Here is a 26,925-nt window from a genome sequence, read left to right as displayed (position 1 = left end):
CATTGTGTTAACTAATCGCAGCAAGAAAGTATTTTTCAATCCTAAACTTAAAGGTACAGCATTGGCTGTACTGTCCGTCATGGCTGCCAATTCAGGCATGGCGCAAGATACCAAAAAACCTGACGATACCAAGGAGCAAGCCGATCAGGTTGTCGTTGTTTCCGGAACACGGAAATCGGTCGCTTCTGCCATTGATAGAAAACTGCGTGCTGACACCGTTGCTGATTCCATCGTTGCTGAAGACATTGGTCAATTCCCGGACAAAAACGTCGGTGAAGCACTGTCGCGTGTGACTGGTGTACAGCTCGAACGTTCTTTTGGTGAAGGTAGTAGCATTTCCATCCGTGGTGTCGAGCCGGATTTGAACAGGATTGAAATTAATGGTGTGTCGGTACTGAGTACTACTGGCACGGCCGGTCGTGGCGCCGATTTGCGTGAATTGCCTGCTGAATTGATTTCTTCCATAGACGTTATCAAAGGCGTGACCGCCAATATGACGGAAGGTGGTGTTGGTGGTACGGTTCAAATCAACACACGCAAGCCGCTCGATTTCAAAAAATTGACTGTCGTTGGTACTATCGCTGGTGAACAGGCACCTCAACGTGGTGGTGTACAGCCTCGTGTCAACTTTTTTATCACAGACAAATTCCTGGATGGTCGCCTTGGCCTGATGGCGAACGTGATTTATGACAAGGTCTTAACACGCGGTGATTTTTCACGCAATACGTCATGGCGTTATTTCCGTGACTGGGATTTTTCTGCTGATAAGACTGTCGCTAGCACAGATCCAGTACTGGCAGGCGTGGCTACCAAAGCAAATTGCTCCAATTTGAGCAGCCCGGCGAATGCGACGCAGACTGCAGCAGTGGCAACAGCCGCCTTACAGGCTAACTGCGTGTCTCAATGGAATGATTATTCACCACAGATCGCCCGTTACGGTATCTGGGAACGTGATCATGAAAGAACATCGGCTGAATTGACAGCGCAGTACAAATTTACTGACCGACTGAATGCTTGGGCAAGTTATCAGACCAACATTCAGAATCAAAGGTTGCGTGACTACAATTACGGTACAGACTTCAGTGCAACGTCACGTTTGTCCAGCACAGGTACTTTGCCTACCTATAATGCAACAACGGCTGTGCCGACCGGTGGTTCATGCACGCCGATTTCGACAACAACGACGCCAGCTGGCATGATTGTAGAAAATCATATCGTTACTCAATATGTATTGGGGAACTGCCTGGTGCCAGGTAGCGCAAGTTCACCAAACGGTGGTCAGGCAGCTTTTAGTACGTCCTTGCGTGATTATGCATTGAAAATTGATTCAAAATACACGACAGCTGGCTTCAACTATAAAGGAGACAGACTGGATGTAGACGGCTTGATTTCTTCTGCTAAAGCTACGTATAGCAGCGATTCGAATAATTTGGTATTGACGCAAAATGCGCCAGGATTGCAAGTGAATCTTGATTCGTCTGGTCTGCCACATTTTACGTTCCCATCGGGTTACAATCCGACGAATCCTAATTCTTATGTTTCTGCACAATTGCAATACCGTCCATCAGAAACGATTAATAAGGAAGATCAGCTCAAACTGGATTTCAAATATAAGCTGAACAATGATTACATATCACGTATCTGGTTTGGTGTGCAGGCACAGCAGGCAAAAGCCAGCCAGTACAATGGTGGCGGTTACCTGGCAAGTGCGGGTAATGACCTGGTCAGCACCGCTGATGATGTGTATGTGCAAACGGCAAACATTAATCAGACATATAACTACGATCCACTGAATACAACCAGTGCAGTGCGCGCTACAGTTGGCCCAACAAATCTTGCGGACGTGAATGCCTGGACCAAGTCGATCAATGGCTCTGCCATGGCAGCGTTGGCGCAGTCTGTATTTTCTACTTCGCCAGGGACTTTCTTCAAAGGCTATAGCGCCGGAAATGTGCCTGCAAATTGGGTCGCACCGTCTTTTGCAAGTGTAGGTTCGTTGTTTGACTTGGCCCACTTCAACCACGATTATCTGTACAACGCGCCTGGCAGTGACGGCAAAACGTATGCGCAGATTCCTGCATTCGTTATCGATGAAAGAGTTAAATCGACATACTTGCGTGCGGACTTTGAAACAGAATTATTTGGCAAGGAAATCTTTGGTAATGTGGGTGTTCGTTACACACAAACGCATGACATTTCTCAGGGTTTGTTCAAGCAACAAGTTAATATAGAAAAAACACCTGGATCGACTGCTTTTACTACCTATATTGTCTCTAATTCGGTAACGAGTATCGATAACACTTACTCAAACGTATTGCCTAGCTTTAATGCAGGCGTATGGTTAATCCCTAATCAGTTCCTGGTGCGTCTGGGCTGGGGTAAGGTCATGGCTCGTCCACGTATTACTGATATCGTCCCGAATGCAACATGTACCAAAAATAGTGGTTCTATACAATTTGGTGGCGATGGAACGGACGATTGCACGGCAGGTAATCCATCTCTGAAACCATTCCAGGCTACCAATACAGATTTGAGTTTGGAATACTATCCAAATGCTGATAGCCAACTTAGTCTTGCGCTGTTCCGTAAAAACATCACGGTCGGTAACGCAGTTAAAACGAATGTCTCAAATGTTGATCTGTTCAAGGACGGCACTTTGTGGGACGTGACGATGCCAATGAATTTCCCTGGCGCCGTGACTCGTGGTATGGAACTGGCAGGCAGAACAGCATTAACCTTCTTGCCTGGCATTCTTAGTGGCTTTGGTGTTGATGCCAATTATACGCGCATGAATTTCACCTACGCTCCAGGTACAGAACAACTGAATCCATTGGACGGATCGATTCTTCCATACGCAGGTTTATCCAAGAATGCGTATAACCTGGGTCTGTGGTATGACAAGGATAAGTTTAATGCACGCCTTGCCTATCACTATCGTGATCGCTATTACACAGGTACTTTAGACGTCTCAAAAAATCCTGTGTTTAATGAAAAAACCGGGTACCTGGATGCGAAGATCCAATATCGTTACAATCGCTTTGTTACTTTCTCATTCGAAGGTAAAAACCTGACTGATCAAGCGAATATCACTGATGCTGGTGATCTGTCCCGTCCGAATGAACTGGCATGGTATGGACGTCGTTACTTTGTAGGCGTGTCGATCAAAAATTAATTTGTAGGGCGTTTTGGAAAGCGTAGTAGTTAACACCAGCCATTCTTGACCAAATGGCTGGTTTTTTTTCATCATGAAAAACATCAGGATGCCTGCCACCTATGCTCACTGCATACTCTCTTATCTTTTACTCTTCTCATGACCTCGTTTTTTAAATACCGAATAAGCATTTTTTCTCTGTTATGTATGGTCGTGATGATGGTCAGTGGCCCGCTGGCAGCGCAAGCAGTTTTTAATAATCCACTTATCAAGAATCGGGCCGATCCTCAACTATCCCTGCATGCGGATGGCTATTATTATTTCACCGCCACCGTGCCGGAATATGATCGCATTGAATTGCGACGTGCCAGAAGCATCAATGATCTTGGTACGGCAGACGCCAAAGTGATCTGGAGCAAACACGCAAGTGGGCCTATGAGTCACCACATCTGGGCACCAGAATTGCACCTCATCCAGGGTAAATGGTACGTGTACTTTACCGCTGGCAGAGCCGAAGCCATTTGGGATATTCGTTTGTATGTGCTGGAAAATTCTTCAGCCAATCCTTTGGAAGGGGAATGGATAGAGCGTGGCCAGTTAAAGACTGGTAGAGAATCTTTCTCGCTGGATGCAACTACCTTTGCGCTGGCGGGGCAACGTTATCTGGTGTGGACCCAGCGTGACCCGGCACCGGACAAAAAAAATACCAATATTTATCTGGCGAAAATGGATACACCTTTGTCCATTACAGGGCCAGTCGCTTTGTTGTCGCGTCCCGACTATGACTGGGAGAAAGTGAAGTACGAAGTCAACGAAGCACCTGCCGTATTGATCAGAAATGGCCGTGTCTTTATTACCTATTCTGCTAGCGCAACCGACGAAAATTACTGTATGGGCTTATTGACCGCATCTGCAGATGCTGATTTGCTCGATTCCAAGGTGTGGCAAAAATCTGCCCAGCCGGTATTCAAGACGAATGTGGCAAATGCCCAGTATGGACCAGGACATAATTCGTTCACGACTAGCCCCGACGGTAAAACGGATGTGTTGATATATCACGCCCGCGATTATCGTGAAATCAAAGGGGATTCCCTGTATGACCCCAACCGCCATACCCGGGCACAGGTATTTTACTGGCGTGCAGACGGTACTCCCGACTTCGGCGCACCTGGCGCTGCCACCATCAACCTGGGAAAACGGGCAGCCAAGCCCCTGTTTCGTGATCCAGTGATGGATGGTGCAGCAGACCCTGTCCTGGTACGCAATGCCAAGCTGGGGAAATGGTGGATGTTGTATACCAATCGCCGGGCCAATGCATCTGAAGCGCGTGGTGTCACCTGGGTGCATGGCACACGCATAGGCATTGCCGAGTCAGACGACGAAGGAGCGAACTGGCACTATATTGGAGAAGCCGATATAGAATTGCCACCGCAAATGGGTGGCGCACAAGCTACCCATTGGGCACCAGACATTATCCGGGCGAATGATGGCACTTATCACATGTACCTGACGGTGGTGCCCGGCATCTTTGAAGACTGGAAGCATCCTCGTTACATGGTGCATCTGACCAGTCAGGATTTGCGTCATTGGCGTAATGCCAAAGTCTTGCAACTGGCGTCTGAACGCGTGATCGATGCTACCGTGTTACGTTTGCCGCAGGGTGGGTATCGCATGTGGTACAACAATGAAGTGGACAAGAAATCGATTTACTATGCCGATAGCCCGGACCTGGAAAACTGGACAGATAAAGGCAAGGCCGTTGGTGATCAAGGTGGCGAAGGCCCCAAAGTCTTTCGCTGGAAAGATCAGTGGTGGATGATTACAGATGTGTGGCGTGGCCTGGCTGTATATCGTTCCGATGATTTGTTAAACTGGAAGCGCCAGGTTGGTAATCTGCTTGAAGTACCGGGACACGGTGAAGATGACGAAGTAATAGGCGGTCATCCGGATGTCGTCGTCAACGGCGACAGGGCATTTTTATTTTACTTCACTCACCCTGGCAAACGTGGGCCAGACCAGAAAAAAGATGGTATGGAACAGAGACGCAGCTCCTTGCAGGTGGTTGAGTTATTGCATACGGAGCAGGGCTTGCGGGCAGATCGTGACGCGCCTGCCTATGTACGTTTGCCTGCAGAATAATCAAAGAAGTAGTTAAAAAATGCACTGAAAAATGCATTGAAAAGAGAACCTGAAATGAAACCTTAAAATGGGAGCGAATTATTCGTTCCCATTTTATTTGCTCCCACTTTATTCGTTCCCATTCATGAGGTTTCCGTCAGCCACTTTGCTGCTTTTATCTGGATGTCACCAGATCCAGCCATTTGTTTTTATAAGCCGACCAGCCTTTTGGCTCAAGTTTGCTGACATTGATTGAAGTTTCACTCATGTTTGGTAACTGCTCCCAGTGATGCAGCATCCAGGCGCCGTAAGTCGTGCCACTGGTATCATTTGACAGCATGATGTCTTGCTGTGGCCGCAGGCTTGCCAGCAAAGGGGCGAAGTAAGGGTTATTGGTAAAGCTTCCTTCGACGATGATATTTCCCTCTGAACCCAGCTTCGTCAGGCAATAATCCGTCATCAGAACACAATACAGGGTGGCAAGCGCATATCTTTCCTGCATATTTTCTGGTGCTTGCCCTGATATCCTGGCAAGCTGTCCGGAAAATGGACCACCTGATTCAGCGAAGCAGGGCAGGGCGAAGCTTTCCTGACTGATCAGTTTGCTGATATCGGATGGCGTGCAGGTCACAGGTTCCTGGCCTGCCAGGGTGGCAAATTCTCGCCCGCCCATAAACCGCATGCAGGAAACTGCTTCACCCAGTACATTGGTGTTGGCCAGCATGTCTGCATCTTCATCCAGGCAAGATTGCGACGCGCCCAGGGCTGCTGCGATCATCCAGGTGCCGGTGGATAGCACCGTGCATTTTGTATCCTTGCCGGCAGTATGCAAATGACGCAGCAGGGAAGCATTGCTGTCGTGGATGCCACATATAATCTGACAGTTTTCGGGCAGGCCGGTTTCCATTGCCAATGTCGGACGTATTTTTCCCAGCCTGGACCAGGCTTGCTGCATGGGCGGGAACCGCGGTGTCCACCCCTTCTGTTCTGTCAGGGAAGAGTATTGCTGTCGGTTCGTGTCCCACAGGTCAGTATGGCATCCCAGCGAACTGACTTCCGTCGCAGCGATGCCAGACAGGCGCCAGGCCCAATACTGTGGATACATCAGGATATGTGATGCACGTGCAAAATCAGATGGATAAGTGCTTTCCAGCCAGGCAAGTTGGCGGGCCAGATTCAGACCGGCTGGCAAATTGGGCGAATAACTTTGCTGGTAAGGAGGGCGCAGTGGCAGGTATCTGCTGTTTTCCTGTTCTGGCAGATCTGACTCATAATCCAGAACCGGCAGCACCAGGCCCTTGTCATTCACTAGCGCGGCGGTCGCACCATGGGTCACGGGGATAATTGCCGTCACCGTAGCAATGCGGGAAAACTCACTAAAAACGCGCAGCATCCATGCCCATATCCGGTCGGTATCATGATGCGGATAGATACCGTCCTGGACAATATTGTTGGGACACCGCTGCTCAGCCAATGGTTTTCCCTGCGCATCCAGCAAGCTGAGTTTTACATTGGTCTTGCCTATGTCCAGTACGATACTGGCGTCCGCTTTTATTGTTTCCATTGGTGCTGTCTGGCTGCCTTGCATATTATTTTCTTTGTTTTTTACGGTTCAACAAACGAGGCAGGGCGATGGTAATCAGCAGCAAAATACCGACCACTATGGTCATGATGATGCCAGGTATATTCGCCAGTGCCATGCCGTAATTGACGACGCCCAGTGTCAATACCGCCAGGAACACACCAACGATGGTGCCTGCTCCGCCAGCAATGCTGACACCACCCAGGATAACCATGGTAATGATTTCCAGCTCCCACCCTGTGGCAATATTCGGGCGCGTACTGCCTATGCGTCCGGTCAGTAAAAAGGCGGCCAGACCTGCCATGGCACCAGTCAGTGTAAATAACATGAAACGGTATTTGTCCACCGACACGCCGGAAAACCTGGCCGCAACCGGGTTATTGCCTATGGCGTAAATCCTGCGACCCAAACTGGTAGCATGCAGGATGATGGCGAACAGAACGACGAAGAACAGCAAGATGATGAACTGCCTGGGGATGAAATCAAAAAAATAACCCTGGCCCCAATCAATCAGCAACTGTGGATAGGCCGTGAATGCCTGATCACCCAGCACCACACTGGCCAGACCGCGAAACAGGGATACGCTGCCTATCGTCACCACGATGGATGGCAGGGCAAAACGCGTGACCAGCAAACCATTCAGGCTGCCGCAGGCCGCACCGGTGAAGACTGCAATAAACAGCAGACTGTAGGCGGGCAGGCCAAGCGAATTGGCAAGACCCATGGCAACAGAACAAAGCGCCAGGATACCGGAAACTGAAATATCAATTTCGCGACAGATAATCAACAAGGCCATGGGCAGGGCAATCAGGGCCTTTTCACTGAAGTTGAAGGTGCCATCTGCCAGGTTGTGCAAGTCAAAAAAATTCGGTAGCAGCAGGCTATTGATGATGAATGCTGCGACAAACAGTAAAGCCAGCAAGGTTTCCCAATGGGAGAAGAATTTCTTGAACTGAAATTCTTCCTTGTCGCGTATGGTATAGCGTGAGCTGTTGGTTGGTGATGTCATGGTGGTGGTGTTCACGTACTACTCCTGATTGCATTCTTTTGCAGCAGTTGCAAAGGCAAAATCTGCCGGCTGCCTTTTTTGTTACTGCGCGCATTGATCATGACGGCAGTCAGAATGACCACACCTGTCAATGCACTTTGCCAGAATGGGGAAATTTTAACGACCGGCAGCGCATTGTTGATAACTGCCAAAAACAGTGAACCCAGCACCGCGCCAGATACCGTACCTGCACCACCGGCAATATTAATGCCGCCAATGACGCAGGCTGCAATGACGGTAAATTCGAAGCCATAGGCAATTTCCGTATAGGCCACCGCATAACGTGCCACCCACAAGTAACCGCACAAGCCGGCCATCAGGCCAGACAATCCATAGGTCCAGAACAGGCGGCGCGGGGTAGGGATGCCGATATAGTTGGCGGCCGTAGGCTGGTTGCCAATGGCATACAAATCCCTGCCAAAATGCGTATAACGGGCGAGATACCACATCAGTACAACGACGATGGCGGCAATCCAGACCAGATGCGTAATCCCCAGCAATTGACTGAGCGGGAAGGCAATGAAGTCAGCGGGCATCTGGTGTGACGATACCCAGGCACCACCAGACAATACGAAGACCAGGCCGCGGTAGACACTCATGGTGCCCAGCGTCACAACGATAGGCGGCAAGCCCAGATAACCGATCAGGTAACCATTGATCAGGCCCAGACCCAGGCCTATGGCCATCGCCACCAGTACAATCAGCAACAGCGGCAGACCAGGGAATTTAGACGCAAGCAAGGCCGACATCATGCCTGACAGGGCCAGATTGGAGGCAACCGACAAATCAATACCACGCGTGATGATGACAAACATCTGTGTCACCGCCAGCATGACCAGCAAAGTACTGTCGGTCAGCAAGTTAGACAGGCTGGACATGCCAAGAAAGATAGGCGCACGCAAGCCCACCAGGCCGATCAACAAGACGATCATCAATCCCAGCAATACTTCCCTTTGCTGCAGGTACTTCAAACGGTTCATGCTATTTCCTCTGCCATTTCCACTACTGATGAGTCGCTACCAGATGCTGCTGCGACGACGCTCTCTGGCGTGGCATGGGCTCTGTCAAATATTTTTTTGATATGTCCCTGATGCATGACAATGACGCGGTCTGACATGCCCAATACTTCAGGTAATTCGGATGACACCAAGATGACTGACAGGCCGGTCGATACCAGTTCGCTGATGAAGCGATGCACGGCAGCTTTGGAACCGATATCAATACCTTTGGTTGGCTCATCCAGAATGATGACCTTGGGTTTGGTCGCCAGCCACTTACCTAGCACCACTTTTTGCTGGTTGCCGCCCGACAGTTCGGCGATCATTTGCGTCAGGTGACTAGCTTTCAGTTCCAGTTGTTCACTGTAATGCCTGGAAATTGCAGCCTCTTCATTGCGACGTGCTCCCAGCAAGAACCCGATCCTGTCCAATATGGGCAGGGTGATGTTCTGTTGTACCGACATGGTCAGATGGCCGCCCTGGTGTTGCCGGTCTTCCGGTACATAGGCTATGCCGTGGGCAATGGCGTCTTTGGCGGATTTTATATCCAGGATTTTGCCTGCCAGGCTGACACTGCCGCGCACATTGCTGCTAAGCCCGAACAGGGCTTGCATGACTTCCGAGCGACCGGCACCAACCAGTCCATAGAAACCCAGTATTTCACCCTGACGCAGCGAGAAATTGATATTGTCGAATTCGGTAGGATGGCAAAAATCTTTCACTTCCAGCAGGGTGTCACCTATTGCCACTTCCTGTTTGGGGAAGGTTTGATGGATGGAACGTCCCACCATGAGCGATACCAGATCTGGTTCGGAAATATCGGCCAGTGCACCTTCGGCCACAAAATGACCATCACGCAAGACGGTGTAGCGATCTGCCACGGCATATATTTCATCAAACTTATGCGAGATGAAAATAACGGCAGTGCCAGCGGCGCGCAATTGCCTGATAATGCGATACAGTTCCTGGATTTCGCGCTGCGACAGGGATGCCGTTGGTTCATCCATGATGACCACGCGCGCATCTTGTGACAGGGCGCGGGCAATTTCTACAAAATGGCGTTGTGCCACACTCAGGTCTTTGACCTTGGCGCGCACCGGCAATGAAACTTCAAGCCGTGTAAACAGGCGTTCTGCCTGCGCTTCCATCAATGGCCAGTTCACACGTGCAGGAAAGCCGTGCATGGGTTGCCGGCCTATAAAAATATTTTCAGCAACCGTCAGTTCATCAAACATGACAGTTTCCTGATGCACTGCAGTGACACCTGCCAGCATGGCCTGTTGTGGTGTGGCAAACCGCACTTCTTTGCCTGCAATGTGCATGCTGCCACTATCAGGCTGGTAAATGCCGGTCAGGGTTTTGACCAGGGTGGATTTGCCTGCCCCGTTTTCACCTATCAATGCCATGACTTCGCCGGCACGGACGTTCAGCGCCACTTCATGTAATGCAATGATGCCCTGGAAGCGTTTGCAAATACCCTTCAGCGTCAGGATGGGTGGGGCCAGCGAACCGTCGGGCGCGATAGGAAACGGATTGTGCTCGTTCGTCATTAACATAAGGCAAGGAGATGATGGATAGGAAAACTCAGCCGCCGGTCTGACCGCAAGAAATGAATCTGTGACAGACAGCTGATTTTCTGTTTGCAGATGACCCGGCGACAGGTGCTCAGGTCAACATGTGTGGGCTTCTTTGCTTAAAATATCTTGGAGAACTGCTCCACATTATCCTTGTTGTAGGTGAAAGGAGGGGCCATGGCTGCTTCACCATTGGCGTCAATCGCGATCGTTCCCATGCGGCCAATGGCAAAACTGCCGCCAGCCTTGGCGTTCGGATTGCCTTTGACAAATTCATTGGCAATGTAAGTCGCTGCATAACCCAAATCGATAGGATTCCAGATAGCAAATTCCTTGACAGCTCCACTTTTTACATGGCCAGCCATTTCTGAAGGCAAGCCCAGGCCGGTAACGAATACCTTGCCGACCAGATGCTCATCCACCACCGCCTTGCTGGCGGCATTGATGCCGACAGTAGAAGGGGAAATGATCACTTTCAGGTTGGGATTGCTGCGCAGCAGGCCTATTGCTTCACGATAACTCTTGTCGGACTGGTCGTCGCCGTAGACGGTTGCCACCAGTTTCAGGCCTGCGAATTCGGGTTTCTCCAAATCCTTTTTCATGACATTGATCCAGATGTTCTGGTTGGTTGCCTGGGCAGATGCCGACAGAATAGCGATTTCACCCTTGCCACCGATGGCATCAGACGCCATCTGCAATTGCTTGATACCGATCAAATCTGCATTCGACGGGTTCAACTGCATCAACCGGCCTTCTGGCGCAATGCCGCTATCGAAAGAAATGACCTTGATGCCACGTTGCATGGCCTTTTTGGTGATCGGGACCAGCGCATTGGCATCATTGGCAGAAATGGCAATCGCATTGACTTTCTGGCTGATCAGGGAATTGATGATTTCAATCTGTCCTTCGGCACTAGGGGTGGTTGGCCCGGTATAAATGATTTCAACGTTACCGATTTGTTTGGCCGCTTCCTTGGCACCTTCATGTGCCGCATCAAAAAAACCGTTTCCCAGGTTTTTAACGACGATGGCAATTTTGACCTTATCCGATTTTTGTTCGCAACCCTGCAGTGCGCCCAGCATGCTCAGTGCCAGCGCTGCAAGTAATACCTTTCTTCTTTTCATTCCACTGTCTCCGGTTGGAACATGCTTGCTGACTCCATGTCATAAGCCTGATTAAATTTTGTAGCCGGGTACTTTACCGGCATCGCCTCTGGCGCAACGGTGATGACTTTGACGCCAGATTGCTCAAGCAACTGCACGGCAGAATCAGATGCATTGTTATCGGTGATCAGGCAGGAGACACGATTGAGTCCGCACAGTATCAAACCGGCTTTCTTGGCGAATTTTGAACTGTCTGCCAGTACGATCAATTCTTCGGCCTGGCTGATCAGGCGTTTTTCTGCCTGTATCAGAAGCGGGTCGACTTCCATCAAACCCAGCAGGGATAGCCCATATACGCTCATGAACATCTTGCCGGCATAGTGATGCTGGGTGATGTCGTTATCGAAAGGACTGAGGATTACATTTTGTTCACGGTAGACGCGGCCACCAGGAACGATGATTTCGTTTTCGCTCGATACCAGCAGGCGCTCAGCCATCATGAACGAATTCGTCAGGATTTTCAGCTGTTTGTCGACCAGGAATTCGGCCATCATGAAGGTGGTGGTGCCACCGTTGATGATGATTGTTTCACCATCATTGCACATATTGCTGGCGTAACGCGCAATAGCCCGTTTACGATCAGCGTAGCATTTGATATTGTTTTGAAAGGTTTCGCTGGTGAGCGCAATAGAACGCTTTTTCTGCTGCAGGTTTTCTGCGCCGCCACGTGTGCGGGTTAACAGATTGCGTGCAGCAAGCCAACTTATGTCGCGCCGGACGGTTGCCGGGGATGCGCTAAGCCACTCAACCAACTGCTGGACGCTTGCTGAATTGTGCTCGGCGAGCAGCTTCAGCAAACGCTTACGACGTTTGTGATTCACCATTTTTGTCTCCATCTGTAGCCGTCTTTTGTCTTTATCGAGGCATACCACCAGTCGTTGCTTTGTAATAATTTGCTGGCGTATAACGAGACTAATCACTTAAAAATCGGGCGTCAATCAAATTTTGATCAATCAGGTGATTATTTCCCTGGTTGGCAATCTACTGTTGGGAAAATCAATCATCATGCTGACTATTCTAATTTCAATCAGCGTCTTGATTGCTTCTGTATTGACACTCAATGCTGGCTGTTTTCTACTGACTGCCACCGCCGTACCGGACAAAAATGCAGTGCAATCACAAACTGCTCAATAGTTTCGGTAACCTCTCAGGAGACCAAGAGGTAAGGCTAAGAACGTGTTTGCGATCTGTAGCGAGCGAGTGTCAGCGGGGTGAAGAGCCGCGCAAAAAGCGGAATGTACTCAAGTACATGAGCATTTTGAGCAGCGCATGAGCCCCGATCACGCACGCGCAGTAAGATCGCAAACAGGTTCTAAGGAATTTGTCATAAAAAATATTAATCAATAACGGAGAGTGTATGACCTCAACGATTCAAACCGAGCAGAAAAAACCAATCACTTCACTTTGGGACGACGCATACGCAGCTGGCTTGTCTGAGCCAGAATTATTGCTGTATCGCTCGAATCTGCTCGGCTCTGATATGCGCATTACCAACTTTGGCGGTGGAAATACCTCGGCCAAGGTGATGATGCCGGATTACCTGACTGGCGAGCAGGTAGAAGTATTGTGGGTAAAAGGTTCTGGCGGTGATCTGGGAAGCATCAAGATGGATGGCTTTTCGACACTGTACATGGATAAATTGCAATCCCTGAAAGGTCGTTACCGTGGCCTGGCGCTGGAAGATGAAATGGTGGCTTATTTGCCACATTGCACCTTTAATCTGAACCCACGCGCTGCCAGTATCGATACGCCATTGCATGCGTATATCAATCGCAAGCATGTTGATCACATGCATCCTGATTCAGTCATTGCCATTGCCGCCTGCGCCAATAGCAAGGATTTGACGCAAAAAATATTCGAAGGCGAACTGGGCTGGTTGCCTTGGCAGCGTCCTGGCTATGACCTGGGCCTGAAGCTGGAAGCAGTTTCCCAAACCCAGCCGAATTTGAAGGGTATCATCCTCGAAGGCCATGGTTTGTTCACCTGGGGTGATACAGCCAAGTCGTGCTACGAGACCACGCTGGCGATCATTCAGCGTGCTGAATCCTGGCTGGAAGAAAATAGCCGTAAGCCGGCATTTGGCGGTGCCAAATACAGCGCCTTGCCAGCAGCAGAGCGCGCCAGCCTGGTAGCCCGTCTGATGCCAGTACTGCGCGGCAAGATCAGTAAAACAGAATTCAAACTGGGTCATTTTGATGACAGCACCACAGTGCTGGATTTTGTCTGCAGCAAAGACTTGCAGGCACTGGCTGCCCTGGGTACGTCTTGCCCTGATCATTTCCTGCGCACAAAAATTCGCCCGTTTGTGATTGATTTTGATCCTTCCAATCCCAACTTTGATCAACTTTTGAGCGGTTTGGATGAAGGCTTGCGTCAGTATCGCGCAGACTATGTTGCCTACTACGAGCGTTGTAAACATGACAATAGTCCGGCAGTACGCGATGCCAACCCGATTATTTACCTGATCCCTGGCATAGGTATGTTGTCTTTCGCTAAAGATAAGGCAACTGCCAGGATCGCCGGTGAGTTCTATGTGAATGCCATCAATGTGATGCGCGGTGCGAATGGCGTTGACAGCTATGTCGGCTTGCCAGAGCAAGAAGCCTTTGATATCGAATACTGGTTGTTGGAAGAAGCCAAACTGCAGCGTATGCCCAAGCCGAAAAGCCTGGCTGGCCGCATCGCATTGGTGACCGGTGCTGCCGGTGGTATCGGTCAGGCTGTGGCACGTCAATTGTTGCAAGAAGGCGCTTGTGTGATGCTGACAGACATCGATGGCGAGGCATTGAGCCAGGCACATCAGGTCTTGGCCAAAGTGGCAGGCAAAGATAATGTGGCGACCATCAGCGCCAATATCACCCGCGAAAGCGATGTTGATGCGATATTGAGCGAAACGTCCTTGCGATTTGGCGGTATCGATTTGCTGATCTCGAACGCCGGTATCGCTTCGTCTGCACCGCTGGATGAAACGACACTGGAAATCTGGGAGCGCAATCAGGATATTCTGGTCAAAGGTTACTTCCTGGTCAGCCGCAGCGCATTCCGCATCATGAAGCAGCAACAAATCGGCGGCAGCATGGTGTTTGTGGCCAGTAAGAACGGCCTGGTCGCCTCTGCTGGTGCCTCCGCATATTGCACGGCAAAAGCGGCAGAAATCCATCTGGCACGCTGCATCGCCCTCGAAGGTGCTGCGCATGGCATACGCGTCAATGTGGTCAATCCAGACGCAGTGATCCGTGGTTCCCGTATCTGGGATGGCAAATGGAAAGAAGAGCGGGCTGTCTCGAATAAAATCGATGCAGATGATATCGAAGAATTCTATCGTCAGCGCAGCATGCTGAAACTCAGCGTATTGCCGGAAGATATCGCAGAAGCAGTGTATTTCCTGGCCAGCGACAAGTCTGCCAAGAGTACAGGTAACATCATCAACGTAGATGCAGGCAATGCTGCTGCATTCACGCGCTAAAATATTAAAAGATTGACTGACCTGGATCTGATACCCAATACGGATCAGGTCAGCAACAGGTCAGCAACTACGGAGACATAAGATGGATAAAGTAATTGACCACGGTCAAGTGGCAGAACACAACGCCAAACTGCAACAGAATCTGGATGCAGACTATGCTGCCCTGGGTAGCATGCTGGCTAGGCGCGGACAGGATATTGAGCAACTGACAGCCAAAGCCCAGACTTTTGCCGTAGCCTTGCCAAGCTGGGGTGTCGGTACTGGTGGTACACGTTTTGCACGCTTCCCGGGCAAGGGCGAACCACGCGATGTCATGGAAAAACTGGAAGACTGTGCCGTCATCCATCAACTGACGCAGGCTACACCTACCGTATCCCTGCATTTCCCTTGGGATAAAAGCAGCGATCCAGCGGCCATGCGTGAATTTGCCAGCAAACATGGCCTGGGATTCGATACCGTCAATTCGAACACCTTCCAGGACCAGGCCAATCAGGCGCAGACATATAAATTCGGCAGCCTGACTGCCAATGCAAAAGCCGTGCGCGAGCAGGCGGTAGCACACAATATCGAATGTATAGAACTGGGCCGTGCACTGGGTTCCAAGGGTTTGACCGTATGGGTCGGCGATGGTGCAAATTTCCCGGGTCAGCACAATTTGCGTGGCGCGCTGGAACGCTATCTCGATAGCATGCGCGACATCTACAAGGCCTTGCCTGCAGACTGGCTGATGTATATCGAACACAAGCTGTTTGAGCCGGCATTCTATGCCACCACAATCGCAGATTGGGGTACCAGTTATGCCTGCGCAACCGAATTGGGTGCCAAGGCAAAATGCCTGGTGGATCTTGGTCACCATGCGCCAAATACCAATATAGAAATGATCGTTGCCCGCCTTGCGCAATTTGGCAAACTGGGTGGCTTCCATTTCAATGACAGCAAATATGGCGATGATGATCTGGATTCCGGCAGTATCAATCCTTTCCAGCTGTTCCTGATTTTCAATGAGCTGGCCGATGTTGCTCAACGTGACGGTGATGCCTTCAAGCCATCTTACATGCTGGATCAGTCACACAATGTGACCGATCCTATAGAAAGCCTGATGTCCAGTGCCATCGAAGTACAGCGTTCTTTTGTCCAGTCTGCACTGGTAGACCGCAAGGCATTGAGCGCGTATCAGGAAAATAATGATGTGCTGCTGGCTGCACAAACACTGAAACAGGCTTTCCGTACTGATGTCAGCCCTATCCTGGCCATGGCACGCGCCCGTTCTGGCGCAGCTATTGATCCGGTTGCCTGCTATCGCGCAACTGGCTATCGTGAAAAACAAGCTACACTCCGTCCAGCCAAGGCTGGTGCCAGCGGTAGCGGTATCGTCTGATTCAGCTCCCTCTGAAGCCTGTTTTGTCCTGTACTGTTGCACATTTTTTGCGTAATGGTGATTTGCTTCAGAGGGATTTTTCATCGCCATGTCTCCATATGGAATATCCTTAGCAATAAGCTGATCTCCATTCAGGATAGACACCTGCTCTCTGTTTGTCTGGACTATCATTTTCTATGACCAAGCCCGCATTTACTGTTCTTGAATTGCGCACCAGCGTCCTGTTTTCTCTTGCCATACTGTGTACCACACCAGCGATGGGGCAAAGCAAGGCAATCCCAGCGAATTTGCCATCGGTAAAGGAAGTTGTCAAAGCCTTTGCCACACCGCCCGATGATGCGCGTCCGATGGTGCGCTGGTGGTGGTTTGGACCATCGGTGGAAAAGAAGCAACTGGAACGTGAAATACTGGACATGAAAGCAGGTGGTTTCGGTGGCTTTGAAATTCAGGCTGTCTACTCCATGGAACTGGATGATGCGGCCAAAGGCACACACAATTATCCGTATTTATCGAAACAATTTCTTGAACATGTCAGCTTTGCCAATGACAAGGCACGTGCCAACAAACTCAGGGTAGATATTACGCTGGGCAGCGGTTGGCCCTACGGCGGGGTGCATGTGACGGTGGGCGATGCCGCCAGCCGTTTGCGTGTCGCCGTGATCGAACTGCCAGGTGGGAATGAAAGTTTTGCCTTGCCAGTCATCATGAATGGCGAAAAATTACTCGCCAGCTTCGTTGCCGATGGTACTCCCAAACAACTCGATAGCAGTAAATTGCAGTTATTTGAACCGCAGGTACTGCCAGGTAAAAGTGGGCGTGCAAGTGTCAAGGCAGCATCTGCTGACCGCGTGGTCGTCTGTTATATCGCCAGCCGTACCGGCCAGCAGGTCAAGCGTGCCGCTTTGGGCGCTGAAGGTTTTGTGCTTGATCACCTGAGCCGCAATGCGATTGATCATCATCTGAAAACCGTGGCTGAACCACTGTTAAAAGCCTTTGGAAAAAATCCACCTTACGCCGTCTTTTCTGACAGCCTTGAAGCCTATGGCACCGACTGGACAGATGATTTCCTGGCCGAATTCCAGCGTCGTCGTGGCTATGACCTGAAACCACATCTGCCAAAAATCGAATACGGCATCGGCGCTGATGCCGCCGCCATACGGCGTGACTGGGCATTGACACAAACCGAACTGGCAAACGAACGCTATCTGGTACCGGTGAATCAATGGGCAAAAGCCCATGGTACGCGTTTCCGCTCCCAAACCTATGGCGAACCGGCTGTGACCATGTCCAGTAATCGTCTGGTTGATTTGCCGGAAGGCGAGGGCTATCAATTCCGCCAGTTTTCTTTCACGCGCTGGGCGACCTCCGCTGGCCACCTGTATGGCCGCCCCGTCATTTCTGCTGAAACCTGGACCTGGCTGCATTCACCTGCCTTTAGCGCGACACCGCTGGATATGAAGGCAGAAGCCGATCGCATGCTGTTGCAAGGCGTCAATCAGTTCGTCGGTCATGGCTGGCCGTATACCCCACCAGGCACGCTGGAACCGGGCTATGCCTTCTATGCGGCGGCGGTATTCAATACCCATCTGCCGTGGTGGAATGTCATGCCGGATGTCAATGGCTATCTGCAAAGAATGAGTTACCTGATGCGCCAGGGTAAGCCGGCAAACCAGGTCGCTGTATTCCTGCCTACGGACGATGTCTACGCGACCCTGTCTTTGGGCAAGGTGTCCGTATCGGCAGAAATGGGCAAATATGTGACACCGGAATTAAGCGCACAGATACTCGACGCCGGGCATAACATCGACTATGTGGATGCCGAATCCGTCATGGAGCTGGGCGTCAATTATCCGGTGCTGATATTGCCGCATGTGACACGGCTGTCGCCGGCAGTGATCGCCAAATTGAATGACTATGTACGTGCTGGTGGCAAAATCATCGCTGTCGGTGGCAAGCCATCGCTGGCACCAGGCTACCTGGATGCGGCGCGTATCAGTGCAGAAGTGCAGCTTGCATCAGATACCCTGTTTGCCAATCAGGACAAGGTCAGTCTGGTCAACAGTGACAGTGCAGTTGGCGCTACCTTGAAGGCCGCCGTTCCGGCCGATATGGAACTCAGCGCTGAAAAAGAAAACATAGGCTTCATACGTCGGCAATTGACTGATTCGGATGTCTATTTTATTGCCAACACCAGCAATCGTGATGTGACTGCGAATGCGGCTTTCCGCAGCAAGTATAAAGCTGCCTACTGGTGGAATCCCTATGACGGCAAGATCAGCAATGCCGATATTAAGCCGGTGTTACGTCTGGCACCGTATGAGTCAAGGGTCTTGGTTCTGACCGATACGCCACAGAATGCCCAGTCAGAACCCAGGTTGGCAGATGCCACCACCATCGTGGATTTAAGCCATGACTGGAAAGTGCAGTTCAGTGAAAAAACACAGACGGTGAATATGTCCAGTCTGCGTTCATGGACAGAGGATGAAGCAACCCGTTATTTTTCCGGCATTGCAAGCTATACCAAAGACCTGGAACTGAACGCAGCACAACTCAAGGACAGCAAGCTGACCCTGGATTTTGGTCCGGGTACGCCGTTGGAGGTGACACCTAAAGTACCGAGCGGCATGCGTGCCATGCTCGACAGCCCGGTACGGGAAGCTGCGGTCATCTTCGTCAATGGCCAGCGTGCCGGTTCAGTATGGAAACCGCCTTACCAGCTGGATATCAGCAAGTTACTGCATGCCGGCAATAATCACCTGGAGATACAGGTCGCCAATCTGGGATTGAATGCCCTGGCTGGCCATGCTCTGCCCGATTATCGCCTGCTGTCTGCGCGCTATGGGCAACGATTCGTCCCGCAGGATACACATCTGATACAGGCTCAACCAGCCGGTATTCTTGGACCACTCAAGCTGATAGGCGCGAAGTTGCAATGAAATTGTTAGCACGGCGCTGGTTGCGCCACACTGAAATGGTATTTGTCTTGCCCATGCTCTTGCATCTGGCAGTCGCTGCGGCGTTGATGTCCATACTGATACTGACATCGTTCACCGTAGCTGCAAAAGAGATCAGTGCCGGTACCTACGGTGCCAAAGGTGACGGCAAGACGCTCAATACCCTCGCTATACAAACAGCAATTGATGCCGCTGCCAAAGAGGGTAATACCTTGACGTTCCCGACTGGCACCTACCTGACCGGGGCCTTGTTCCTCAAAACTGGCGTCACACTGCGCCTGGATAAAGGTGTCACCTTGCTGGGCTCACAAAATATACAGGATTATCCTGTCATGCCTACCCGGGTTGCCGGTATAGAGATGAGCTGGCCGGCAGCGCTGATTAATGTGTACGAACAAAACAAGGTTGCCATCACAGGCGACGGTGTGATTGACGGTGACGGCAAGATATTCTGGGAAAGTTACTGGAGCCTGCGCAAAACCTATGAGCCCCGTGGCCTGAGATGGGCATCGGATTACGATGCCGGTCGCCCGCGCTTGCTGCAAATCTACAAGGCATCTGATGTGCGCGTGGGTGACGGTTTGCTGTTGCGTCGCTCAGGTTTCTGGACCCTGCACATCTGTTATTCGGACAGGGTGGTCGTTGATCGCCTCACCATCCGCAATAACGAAGGCGGGCATGGTCCATCCACTGACGGTATAGACATTGATTCATCCAAAAATATCCTGATCCAGCAAGCTGATATTGCCGTCAATGATGATGCGATAGTCTTGAAGGCAGGACGTGATTCTGACGGCCTGCGTGTCAATCGCCCGACAGAAGACGTGGTTATCCGTGACATCACTGTCCGCGAAGCAGTTGCCGGATTGAGTTTTGGCAGTGAGACTTCAGGCGGTTTTCGTCGTATTGAAGCATATCGCTTCACGGTCATGAAAGATGTGCCAGTGGGCATACTCTTCAAATCGGCACACACACGTGGCGGCTTTGGTGAAGATTTGAATATCCATGATTTCGTCATGACTGATGTACCTGTCGTATTACGTGTGATCATGAACTGGAACCCGCAATACAGCTACGCAAAGATTCCCGATGATGTGAAGGATGTCCCGGCCTACTGGAAAGTGTTGGTGACGCCTGTGCCAGAAAAAGATGGAATATCCCGACTGCGTCGCGTTAATATCTCTGGCATCAAGGCACGCGGTGCAAAAACTGCCTTTGAAATTGAAGGGTACGCGCAAGCTCCACTGGAAGATTTCAATCTCAGTAAGCTCGATATTGAGGCAAGTACTGGCGGTTTTATTCGTTACGTAAAACGCTGGAAGTTGTCAGATTCCACACTGGTTTTTGCAGATGGCAAACCGGTACAGATATCAGCAGATTCTGAAATATCGGGCTTGACCGTAACAGGTAAGACATCTGACGCTGCAAAGTAAGCATGAAGCAAGCAACAATAAAATGAAGGAGAACACGTTGAAAATCGCAAAAAAATACCTGATGCTCGCCAGCCTGGGTTTTGTCGGCAGCATGTTGCCAGCCTGTACCTGGGCGCAAAACTATCCGCTTCCCACGCCAGCCATGCAAGTCATTATCGACAAGGATACTTCACGTCATTTTGGTGACGCGCCGGCGGATGCTGGCCCGCTGGCAACTGACCTGTCAGCAGAGCTCGAAGCAGCAGCTATAGAAAAAGTCTTACGCAAGGTGGCGGACTGGCAATTGGCCCGTTCGCAAGCCTACTTTGGCCGTATCTGGACATCCAGCGTCATGTACACCGGCTTCATGGCAGCGTCAGAAGCAACGAATGACAGTAAATACAGAGACGCCATGCTGGCCATGAGTCAGCAACATCAATGGCAATTGGCCAAACGTCTGCCCAATGCGGATGACCAGAGCGTGGCGCAGACTTATCTGGACTTGTATTTCCTCAACAAACAGCCTGAATTCATCACCCCGACCAGAGCTGATCTGGATACCCTGATTGATCTGAAGACTCTCAAGCCAGGTGATGACCGCCTGCCATGGTGGTGGTGTGATGCATTGTTCATGGCACCGCCAGTATGGGCAAAAATGTATGTGGCAACAGGTGAGCGCAAATACCTGGATTACGTACACACCCAGTGGAAAAACACTTACGATCTGCTGTACGACAAACAAGAACATCTGTATGCACGCGACGCCAGCTATGTCAACAAGACTGAACCGAATGGCAAGAAAATTTTCTGGTCCCGTGGCGAAGGTTGGGTAATGGGTGGCTTGGCCAGGACACTGGACTATATCCCCAAAGACGATCCGCAACGCCCGTTCTACATACAGCAGTTGCGTGAAATGTCAGCCCGCATTGCCCAGTTGCAGGATGAAAATGGTCTTTGGCATGCTGGCTTGCTGGACCCGGCCACCTATCCCTTGCCAGAAATTTCCGGTTCTTCCCTGTTTGTATATGGCATGGCCTACGGCATCAATCACGGTATTCTTGATCCCAAAGAATACCAGCCTGTGATCGCCAAGGCATGGAAGGGTATCCTGAAACATGTGTATGCAGATGGCCGCTTGGGTGGCATACAACAGACTGGTGCCGAACCCGCCTTCTACAGACCGGCATCCAGCTTTGATTATGGTGTCGGTGGCTTTATGCTGGCCGCTGCCGAATTGAAGAAGATGGTCACAGTCAAACCAGCTAAATGACAGCAGGAGAGCCAGTCATGATTACCCGTGCTTTCCGGATGAAGCTAAAGCCAGGCAACGTAGAGGAATATCACCGCCGTCACGATGATTTGTGGCCAGACCTGGCAGAGGCTTTGCGCGCTGCCGGTATTTATGATTATTCCATTTTTCTGGATGAAGAGACTTTGCATCTGTTTGGCGTGCTCAAACTGCACCCTGATCACCAGATTGATGACTTGCCTAAACATCCTGTCATGCAACGCTGGTGGGATTATATGGCAGACCTGATGGAAGTCGAGGCCGATAATCGTCCCAAACAATGTGCCTTGAAACCGGTGTTTTATTTCGAATAAATAAAAAATCGCCAGCCCATACCAAGATATGCGCTGGCGATTTTAGTATTTTTCTAGCTGCTTATTTCCTGCTTATTTCCCCGGTGACTGGCTGTCGGATTGCAATATTTTTCTGTCTCTCAGCCAATCTTCGGCACGGTGCGGCCAATCGGATGCGTTGCCGTTACCCAGTCGCATACCCATGCCATGCGTACCACGTTCAAACAACAGCATTTCCGCCGGCACGCCAGCTTTGGTCAAGGCCTGGTAAAACAGAATGCTGTTTTCGACCGGGACGGTTTTATCACTTTGGGTATGGATTAACAAGGTAGGGGGTGTCGTGCTGCTGACCTGTTTTTCCAGTGACATCAATTGCAGGGATTCTGCGCTGGGCGACGCACCCAGCAGGGCTTTACGCGACCCTGCATGTACCGACGGGTCTTGCATGGTAATCACGGGATACATCAGTATCATAAAGTCAGGGCGTGCATTGACACTGTCAAGCGCAGCACCGGTGCGGCCCAAGGGGTGATCAAACAGAGTGCCAGCACTGGCCGCCAGATGACCACCCGCCGAACTACCCATCACTCCGATACGGTTGGGGTCTATACCATATTGCGTTGCACTGGAACGTACCAGGCGAATGGCACGCAAGACATCCTGCAGGGGGGCAGGGTGGCCAAATTCTGCCAGGCGGGATTTCAATACAAAACTGCTGACACCCAGGGTACTGAGCCAGTTGGCATATTGCTCTCCTTCACGCAGGGTAGACAGACGCACATAGCCGCCGCCTGGGCAAATGATCACGGCGCTGCCATTTTTTCTGTCGGCGGCAGAAGGATAAAAAGTCAAGGTGGGTTCACTGACATTGGATGTACGGCCATCAGCAACTTGTTCTGGTCCTATGTTTTTTGCGCCGGGTACACCTTCTGGCCACAAGCTGATGGAACTCGATTGTGCGTGAGAAGTAGAGATAGAGGCCGACAAGGCCAGTAACAAAATGAAAAAAAGTCGTGTCATGGCAGTAAATGAAGTATGTTATAAAAAATCCCGCTGTCCTGGATAAAGCGGTTTTGCATTAATACAAAAAAAATCGATTCCATTTGAGAAAGAACATCATGCGTCAACTTTCGCGTTTTTTAAAGCATTTTCAATTGTCAGTATTGCCTGTTGCATCCATCCTGGCTGTCATGGTCAGTCCTGTGGCGAATGCCGATGAACTGTTCAATGGCCATGATTTCAAGGGTTGGGAAATTCAAACTTCACCCGCAAGCAAGATGGAAGAGGTGTTCAGTATCGCGGCTGATGGCGTGATTGCTTCTGCCGGCAAGCCTTCGGGTTATATCGCTACGACGGAAAGCTATAAAAATTTTTCGCTGCATGCAGAATGGCGCTGGACTGGTGCCGCCGGTAATAGTGGTGTGCTGATCCACATCAGCTCTGGTCCCAAGGATAAGGTGTGGCCACTGAGCCTGCAAATTCAAACCAAATACAAAAATGTTGGCGACCTGTTGCCCATGGCTGGTGCCAGCTTTGCCGAACCCCTGACCACAGCCGAGGGCGCCTATCCCCCCATCAAGGCAAAACTGGCCGACAGTGAAAAACCCGTTGGCGAATGGAATAGCTGCGACATTCTTGCCAGGGACGGGTCTGTTGAAGTCAAGATCAACGGCATAGTGCAAAACAGGATCACCAAATCCAACCCGGATTCTGGCCATATCGGCTTTCAGCTTGAAGGCACCGCGTATGAACTGCGCAATGTGCGCATTCAAAAACTGGATTGATACCCGCAAGCGCAACCTTGTTGATCGCATGATTTCGACATACCTGTCAATTCGGTACAGGAATAATACAGATATTCAGTGTCCGGTTATCTGCAGACAGCATGGCTGACTGGATTTCTATCTTTTTGCCATCCGGGCTGAATGTGGGGTGAGGGTGATCCGCTGCGGTGTCCTTGTGCCCGGTGCTGAGCATGCTCATCTTGCCGCTCAACCGGTCTATCAGATAGATGCTGCGGCTGAAATCGTCACCAACTGCCCAACGGCCATCGCTTGATCCATGCACATGCCATAAGCCACTGCCTGATGGTGTTTGCCCTGCAATGCGCATTTCACGTGTACGCAAATTCACTATGGCAAGGCCGCTGGGTTTTTCACGGGTGCCGGCATTACCCCAGCCCGGATCTTGCCCCGGGTTGGCACCTTCAGCGGCAGTACCCTTGTTGGTGCCATTATTTGCTCCACCATTTGTTCCACCGATAGTGCGATGACCCATAATCGCCATCGCAACTTCATCTTTTGAAATGACCGCTTCGTGGGTTACCCATTCATAGTCAGCTTCCGGATACAGTGGGCGCAAGCCGCTGCCGTCTGCCATCACAACCCAGGTACGCTGAGGTGATTTGCCGCCGGTTTCCCAGCAAAAAATAATTTCACCCGGATTCCACAGATTGGCCTGGATATGACCGATCTGGAACGGTACCGAAACAACGTGGCGTATTTCACCGGTCTTGACATGCATTTTTGCAATGCCACCAGGGCCTGCACCCATGTTCCTGGGGCCGAAGCTTTTCTCTTTGCGGGTCGCTTTAGCCAGGTATTTTGCCGCTTCCTGTGAGGTTTCGCGGAAGTATATCCATTCATCTGCGGCATCCAGTGCAAGGTCGGCGGCTTGCCCGACTTCGGCTGGTACCACGCCGCATATGCGCTGGTAGCTTTCTGGCGGTTTCATCTTGCCGGCTTTGCTATCGGCAAATACCGCAGCAAGATCGACTTCCACCAGTTCAACTGGCGAAGCCTGACGTGGCCGGCCAAATTTCCCTTCGCGCGGAGATTTATCTGTAGTCCGCATGAAATACAGCTTCATGGCCCGTGTCGACACATTCAACATGCCGGTATAGCCGCCTTCAGATACCTGCACGATATCCCCGGTTTGCTCATTGACTGCCATCGCTTCACCTTTTGCGATGCCAGAGCGAAAGATCACCCATTGCCCGTCTGAAGTCCATTGCGGATGGGTGGGGTAGATTTTTGAATCGCCGTGCGGCTGGCTGGTCAAGAAGGTCAGCATCACCCCGGTGACCGGGTCTTTGACCACTTTACGCTCGCTGGGGAAGCGATGACCTATTTGTGCAGAGGCAGATGTGGACACCAGACAGAACAGGCACAGGAAAAGATGCAGGATACGGGAGGACAAGATGCTTGCAGGTAATAGACGAGCAGATAAGCGGTTCATGGAATTTTGATAGGTTTGGAAGGAATCGGTTAAATCCCGGATGATCATTCCATGTTTGAATGAAATGACGTCAGTGGTGCCTATTGTGCTTGGTTTTCAGGCAGTTTTCCCAGAATTTGCACTGCACAATCAATAGTGATCATTTTTTTGATTCTTTAAATATGTCTTACAGTCAATTGCAAGCTCTCGAATAAAATGAAATCATGTGAAGAAGCCGTTGATATTCCCGCATGCACACCCGTGTATGATGATCTTCAGCCTTCCTCTACCTGACGATACTTAACCATTATTCTTATCATCCATTTATGAATACCAGTATGTCTGCGGTGCGCCGCCTGATCTGTGTAAGTGTGGTGGGCTGGACCTGTTCTGCCCTGGCGCAAACCACACCACCACCTGCGGTGAATACCGACCCCAATGCAGCAGCGCGTATTATCTTGCCCGAACCGGCGAATTCGCATTTGCCTTCGGTGTTCTTTATTGGTGATTCGACTGTGCGCAATGGCCGGGATGATGGTCAAAACAAGGGTGCAGAAGGGCAGTGGGGATGGGGCAATCCCATCAAGGCCTATTTTCAGACGGATAAAATCAATGTCGTCAACCGTGCCATTGGTGGACTTAGCAGCCGCACTTATCTGACAGGCGGGCACTGGCAAAGAAGTCTGGCATTGATGAAGACCGGTGATTTTGTCATTATGCAATTCGGTCACAACGATAATGGTCCACTTAACGACAACAGCCGTGCACGCGGGACCATCAAAGGCATAGGCGAAGAGGCGGAAGAAATCGATAACCTGCTGACCAAACTGCCAGAAACGGTACACAGCTATGGCTGGTATTTACGCAAATTTATTGCCGAGGCCAGGGCTAAAGGCGTACAGGCTATTGTATGCTCCCCGATACCACGCAAGAGCTGGGACCCCAGCGGTAAAGTCAATCGCAGCAAAGCCAGCTATGGCGGCTGGGCTGAACAGGTGGCACGGCAGGAAAAAGTGGATTTCATCGACCTGAATGAAAACATCGCCACCGCCTACGACAGCATGGGCAAGGATGAAGTGATGAAACTATTCCCGGTGGTGACGCCGGACGAACATACGCACACCAACCTGGCTGGTGCAGAATTCAATGCGCGCGTGGTCGTGGCGGGTATCAAGACTTTGCAATATGCACAGTTGAAAAACTATTTAAATGATAAATCAGCCGATATCAAATCGACTGATGCATCGCCAAAATAGCCGTTCAGGAAATGATCTGCATATCTCA

Annotated in this window: 18 protein-coding genes; 10 read left to right on the top strand and 8 right to left on the bottom strand. The window is 50.7% G+C overall.

Annotation, left to right across the window (positions count from 1 at the left end; genetic code table 11):
* Positions 1 to 4 precede the first annotated feature (4 nt).
* Together ACO0LM_RS01770 and ACO0LM_RS01765 are read left to right on the top strand one after the other, a co-directional pair.
* Positions 5 to 3,172, top strand: coding sequence for a TonB-dependent receptor (locus ACO0LM_RS01770; RefSeq protein ID WP_423033738.1), 3,168 nt, complete (start codon positions 5 to 7; stop codon positions 3,170 to 3,172).
* 195 nt (positions 3,173 to 3,367) lie between these two features.
* The gene (locus tag ACO0LM_RS01765; RefSeq protein ID WP_423033992.1) at positions 3,368 to 5,290 is read left to right on the top strand and encodes a family 43 glycosylhydrolase; all 1,923 of its coding nucleotides are present in this window, start codon (positions 3,368 to 3,370) and stop codon (positions 5,288 to 5,290) included.
* Positions 5,291 to 5,444: 154 nt separating this feature from the next.
* Here ACO0LM_RS01765 and ACO0LM_RS01760 read toward each other — a convergent pair whose 3' ends face one another.
* The 6 genes from ACO0LM_RS01760 to ACO0LM_RS01735 form a co-directional block, all read right to left on the bottom strand.
* The gene (locus tag ACO0LM_RS01760; RefSeq protein ID WP_423033736.1) at positions 5,445 to 6,833 is read right to left on the bottom strand and encodes an FGGY-family carbohydrate kinase; all 1,389 of its coding nucleotides are present in this window, start codon (positions 6,831 to 6,833) and stop codon (positions 5,445 to 5,447) included.
* Positions 6,834 to 6,858: 25 nt separating this feature from the next.
* Positions 6,859 to 7,875: an ABC transporter permease gene (locus ACO0LM_RS01755; protein ID WP_423033734.1), complete on the bottom strand. Its 1,017-nt coding sequence runs from the start codon at positions 7,873 to 7,875 to the stop codon at positions 6,859 to 6,861.
* Positions 7,872 to 8,879: an ABC transporter permease gene (locus ACO0LM_RS01750; RefSeq protein ID WP_422981540.1), complete on the bottom strand. Its 1,008-nt coding sequence runs from the start codon at positions 8,877 to 8,879 to the stop codon at positions 7,872 to 7,874. The genes ACO0LM_RS01755 and ACO0LM_RS01750 overlap by 4 nt, the downstream gene beginning before the upstream one ends.
* On the bottom strand, positions 8,876 to 10,447 hold the full coding sequence (locus ACO0LM_RS01745; RefSeq protein WP_423033732.1) for a sugar ABC transporter ATP-binding protein: 1,572 nt from the start codon (positions 10,445 to 10,447) through the stop codon (positions 8,876 to 8,878). The genes ACO0LM_RS01750 and ACO0LM_RS01745 overlap by 4 nt, the downstream gene beginning before the upstream one ends.
* Positions 10,448 to 10,590: 143 nt before the next feature.
* Positions 10,591 to 11,595, bottom strand: coding sequence for a rhamnose ABC transporter substrate-binding protein (rhaS, locus tag ACO0LM_RS01740; protein ID WP_422981544.1), 1,005 nt, complete (start codon positions 11,593 to 11,595; stop codon positions 10,591 to 10,593).
* A complete protein-coding gene (locus tag ACO0LM_RS01735) occupies positions 11,592 to 12,458 on the bottom strand; it encodes a DeoR/GlpR family DNA-binding transcription regulator (protein ID WP_423033730.1) in 867 nt (288 codons plus the stop codon). Before ACO0LM_RS01735 ends, rhaS begins: the two co-directional genes overlap by 4 nt.
* A 533-nt stretch (positions 12,459 to 12,991) precedes the next feature.
* Between ACO0LM_RS01735 and ACO0LM_RS01730 the strand changes: the two genes are divergently transcribed.
* The 6 genes from ACO0LM_RS01730 to rhaM all read left to right on the top strand — a co-directional run bounded on the left by ACO0LM_RS01730 (position 12,992) and on the right by rhaM (position 22,446).
* On the top strand, positions 12,992 to 15,100 hold the full coding sequence (locus ACO0LM_RS01730; protein WP_423033728.1) for a bifunctional rhamnulose-1-phosphate aldolase/short-chain dehydrogenase: 2,109 nt from the start codon (positions 12,992 to 12,994) through the stop codon (positions 15,098 to 15,100).
* 82 nt (positions 15,101 to 15,182) lie between these two features.
* Positions 15,183 to 16,478: an L-rhamnose catabolism isomerase gene (gene rhaI, locus ACO0LM_RS01725; protein ID WP_422981550.1), complete on the top strand. Its 1,296-nt coding sequence runs from the start codon at positions 15,183 to 15,185 to the stop codon at positions 16,476 to 16,478.
* Positions 16,479 to 16,654: 176 nt separating this feature from the next.
* Positions 16,655 to 19,414: a glycosyl hydrolase gene (locus ACO0LM_RS01720; protein WP_423033726.1), complete on the top strand. Its 2,760-nt coding sequence runs from the start codon at positions 16,655 to 16,657 to the stop codon at positions 19,412 to 19,414.
* Positions 19,411 to 20,865 (top strand): glycoside hydrolase family 28 protein, encoded by a 1,455-nt coding sequence (locus ACO0LM_RS01715; protein ID WP_423033724.1) that lies wholly within the window; start codon positions 19,411 to 19,413, stop codon positions 20,863 to 20,865. Before ACO0LM_RS01720 ends, ACO0LM_RS01715 begins: the two co-directional genes overlap by 4 nt.
* A 37-nt stretch (positions 20,866 to 20,902) precedes the next feature.
* Positions 20,903 to 22,114, top strand: a complete 1,212-nt coding sequence (locus ACO0LM_RS01710; protein WP_423033722.1) for a glycoside hydrolase family 88/105 protein — start codon at positions 20,903 to 20,905, stop codon at positions 22,112 to 22,114.
* 17 nt (positions 22,115 to 22,131) lie between these two features.
* Positions 22,132 to 22,446 (top strand): L-rhamnose mutarotase, encoded by a 315-nt coding sequence (gene rhaM / locus ACO0LM_RS01705; RefSeq protein WP_423033720.1) that lies wholly within the window; start codon positions 22,132 to 22,134, stop codon positions 22,444 to 22,446.
* A gap of 72 nt (positions 22,447 to 22,518) precedes the next feature.
* Here rhaM and ACO0LM_RS01700 read toward each other — a convergent pair whose 3' ends face one another.
* Positions 22,519 to 23,445, bottom strand: a complete 927-nt coding sequence (locus ACO0LM_RS01700) for an alpha/beta hydrolase (RefSeq protein WP_423033718.1) — start codon at positions 23,443 to 23,445, stop codon at positions 22,519 to 22,521.
* Positions 23,446 to 23,543: 98 nt separating this feature from the next.
* Between ACO0LM_RS01700 and ACO0LM_RS01695 the strand changes: the two genes are divergently transcribed.
* Positions 23,544 to 24,209 (top strand): 3-keto-disaccharide hydrolase, encoded by a 666-nt coding sequence (locus ACO0LM_RS01695; protein WP_423033716.1) that lies wholly within the window; start codon positions 23,544 to 23,546, stop codon positions 24,207 to 24,209.
* A gap of 46 nt (positions 24,210 to 24,255) precedes the next feature.
* Here the strand turns inward: ACO0LM_RS01695 and ACO0LM_RS01690 are convergent, their stop codons facing one another.
* Positions 24,256 to 25,662: a hypothetical protein gene (locus ACO0LM_RS01690; protein ID WP_423033714.1), complete on the bottom strand. Its 1,407-nt coding sequence runs from the start codon at positions 25,660 to 25,662 to the stop codon at positions 24,256 to 24,258.
* Positions 25,663 to 25,967: 305 nt separating this feature from the next.
* On the opposite strand from ACO0LM_RS01690, the gene ACO0LM_RS01685 reads away from it, so the two are divergent.
* A complete protein-coding gene (locus ACO0LM_RS01685) occupies positions 25,968 to 26,897 on the top strand; it encodes a rhamnogalacturonan acetylesterase (RefSeq protein ID WP_423033712.1) in 930 nt (309 codons plus the stop codon).
* The last annotated feature ends 28 nt before the right edge of the window (positions 26,898 to 26,925 follow it).

The sequence above is a fragment of the Undibacterium sp. Di26W genome (assembly GCF_049340265.1).
In the GTDB taxonomy this organism is placed as follows: domain Bacteria; phylum Pseudomonadota; class Gammaproteobacteria; order Burkholderiales; family Burkholderiaceae_D; genus Undibacterium.
Note: the sequence above shows the minus strand (reverse complement) of the source record. Positions and strands in the feature narration are given on the sequence as shown.